Source organism: Chamaesiphon polymorphus CCALA 037 (assembly GCF_003003845.1).
GTDB lineage: Bacteria > Cyanobacteriota > Cyanobacteriia > Cyanobacteriales > Chamaesiphonaceae > Chamaesiphon > Chamaesiphon polymorphus.
This window is the reverse complement of sequence record NZ_PVWO01000698.1, coordinates 1-2,344: the sequence shown is the minus strand read 5'-3', so window position 1 is coordinate 2,344 and position 2,344 is coordinate 1. Positions and strand designations below refer to the sequence as shown.

Annotated in this window: 4 protein-coding genes; 2 read left to right on the top strand and 2 right to left on the bottom strand. The window is 44.6% G+C overall.

The window, feature by feature from the left end; genetic code table 11:
- Together C7B77_RS28425 and C7B77_RS28420 are read left to right on the top strand one after the other, a co-directional pair.
- On the top strand, positions 1-171 hold a 171-nt coding region (locus C7B77_RS28425), incomplete at its 5' end, for a DUF3146 family protein (protein WP_146138585.1).
- A gap of 175 nt (positions 172-346) precedes the next feature.
- Positions 347-817, top strand: a complete 471-nt coding sequence (locus tag C7B77_RS28420) for a hypothetical protein (protein ID WP_106312976.1) — start codon at positions 347-349, stop codon at positions 815-817.
- Between the two features lie 288 nt (positions 818-1,105).
- Here C7B77_RS28420 and C7B77_RS28415 read toward each other — a convergent pair whose 3' ends face one another.
- Positions 1,106-1,351, bottom strand: a complete 246-nt coding sequence (locus C7B77_RS28415) for a hypothetical protein (protein ID WP_106312973.1) — start codon at positions 1,349-1,351, stop codon at positions 1,106-1,108.
- 136 nt (positions 1,352-1,487) lie between these two features.
- Positions 1,488-2,132 carry an iron-sulfur cluster biosynthesis transcriptional regulator SufR gene (sufR, locus tag C7B77_RS28410; protein ID WP_106312979.1) on the bottom strand — a complete coding sequence of 215 codons (645 nt, stop codon included), beginning with the start codon at positions 2,130-2,132 and terminating at the stop codon, positions 1,488-1,490.
- Positions 2,133-2,344: the final 212 nt, after the last annotated feature.

The window sequence follows — 2,344 nt, the reverse complement described above, 5'->3', positions numbered from 1 at the left end:
TTTTGTTGGGATTTTCAGTGGTGCTGTCGCGAAGGCAACTTAGAACTCATCGTCGAACCAGCTCTAGGACGTGCTTTGATCCAAGATGCATTAGGTAGATTTTTGAAGCAGTGGGACTATCAACTCGAAGCTGGAGGCGACTACGAATTTACCGTCAGAGCGAAATTTTAAGGTACCAAAAAAGTAGCCGATCTAATTAATTCCAAAATTTTTTGTATCCCTTTAGCCGCAGGAGATCCACCTGCGGAAGAACATTTTGGCAGCTAGCGGAGTCATCAGAAAAGTGTCACAATCAAAATCGACTCCCAGATCGGTCAAATTCCACTCAGAATTTCATTCTCTTCCTATGAAAAATTTCACATTAACTGCTGCACTTACCGCGATTTGCTCCCTATCGATGGTTGCTACCATTGTTACTCCTAGCTTCGCACAGTCACCTACCAAGACTCCTGCAACTAAAACAGCTCCAGCAACTACAACTCCAGCGACTACAGCTCCAGCTAATGCTAACAACGCTCAAGCACAAGCCATCGAGCAACTCAAGCTGACGAAAGATCAACAAGAAAAATTAGTCAAGCTCCAGCAAACTGTCCTGCAAAAGCAAATTGCAGTGCTCAATCCTACCCAAAAACAACAACTTCAGCAAGCAATGAAAGAGGGAAAAAGAACCAACTTTACCTTCACGGCGGATCAACAAACCAAACTCAAAGCAATTCAAGCCGAAGCAGTCGCCCAACAAAACGCCATCCTAACTCCCGAACAACAACAGAAGCTAATCCAAATCAACAAGCAATTTTCGACTCCGCAACAACGTTAATCTGTAAACTTGCAGAACAGTTAGTCTCAATCTCCCCAGGCATTTACACTAGTAAATACCTGGGTTTTAATTTATCATTTAGCAAATTATAATAACCTAATCGCGCTGGAATAGATCTGTATGTAGCTGGATTTCCAGCTAAAACTAGAGTATTTACTCAATCGATATTTGTGTTCTCGGAGCTTGCTGTTTGGGCACTAATCGCTAACATTAGGTGCGATTTTCGATCCTTGTGTCAATTTACATCTGCTGACTCGATCGCCACAAGTATCGAGCGGCAAGCCTAGATTACCATTGTAGAGTGCCTGCGGTTTCGCCTTGAGCGCGTTTAATTTCGGCATCCCGCTCGAACCACTTGATAATCTGTTGGGGAGTCAGATCTTCAATTTTGGCAACCTGCTCGTCATCAGCAATCTGTTGGAGCATCCGCAGCGAAGAAATTGTAATCCGAGTCAAAAACTTCTCGTGGGTAGATAGCAATGCTGCTTCTACTTCCAAAGCCTCAGCGTGCGTTAGATACTGTTTCTCATTCATAGAATATTTACGATCGATTATTTTAGTTAACCCAAGCTGCTACTTACGCAAACTGAATATCCTAGTCCGCGTAGGCGGACTTTGCAACATTAGCCGCGACTTAAGTCGCAGGTAAGAATAAGCTATTAATCCAGAGTCAGTTATCCGTCATCGAAATCAAATAGCCACACTGATGCTCGCCATCAACCAGCCAGTGAGTGCGCTCTACCTGACAATCAGCTAACGCCGCCGCGAACATTTCGAGTTCGTGTCCGCACACAGCCGGAAATGAGTTCGCAACCTGCGAGATCGCGCAGTTGTACTCCGTGAGGATAAATTTGTCATCTCGACCATCCAAGGGGTGATACTCGGCCATATAGCCCTCCTGACGGCGCAGTTCCACTAATTTAGCAACCCGCTCCAGCAATTCCCCCTGTCCCAGCTTTTGACGATAATCGATACTTTTTTTCTGCCAATGGCTATGAATGATTTCACTCGCTTGCTCGTAGCCAAGATTATCGACTAAAGTATCTAGAAACGAGATGGCAAATCGATCGTACCTGTTAGGAAAACGTTCGCGCCCCTTCTGACTCAGATGATAGATATGCTGGGGTCTACCCGTCCCCGCTGAGACTGACTTATAAACGATTAAATCTTCAGTTTCTAAATCTTTGAGATGGCGACGTACCGCTTGGGGACTAATGTCTAGCGCGATCGCCAAGTCCTGCGCGATCGCTTGACCGTGCTTGAGCAGGTATTCGAGAATATCCTGCTTGGTAGAAGTATGCTGCTCTGTCATCATATCGGTGCTGGGTTTGGATAAGTGGTCGCGCGCAGACATGCAGATAAAACTTTTTCGCTACTTTTGCGACTTTAACAACATAGTTGTTGCTAAAGTGCTGTACAATATAATTAAACAATCAGCTCGTTGTTTTAGTATACAATCTTTTGTCTACCCCCAGCCACAAGATTTCACATATAGCTTCGATAATTGCTGCTAGTCGAGATTTGCTT

Excerpts from the sequence above, each read along its gene's own strand:
- C7B77_RS28420 (WP_106312976.1), top strand. The coding sequence starts at position 347 with ATGAAAAATTTCACATTAACTGCTGCACTTACCGCGATTTGCTCCCTA.
- sufR (WP_106312979.1), bottom strand. The coding sequence starts at position 2,132 with ATGATGACAGAGCAGCATACTTCTACCAAGCAGGATATTCTCGAATAC.
- C7B77_RS28415 (WP_106312973.1), bottom strand. The coding sequence starts at position 1,351 with ATGAATGAGAAACAGTATCTAACGCACGCTGAGGCTTTGGAAGTAGAA.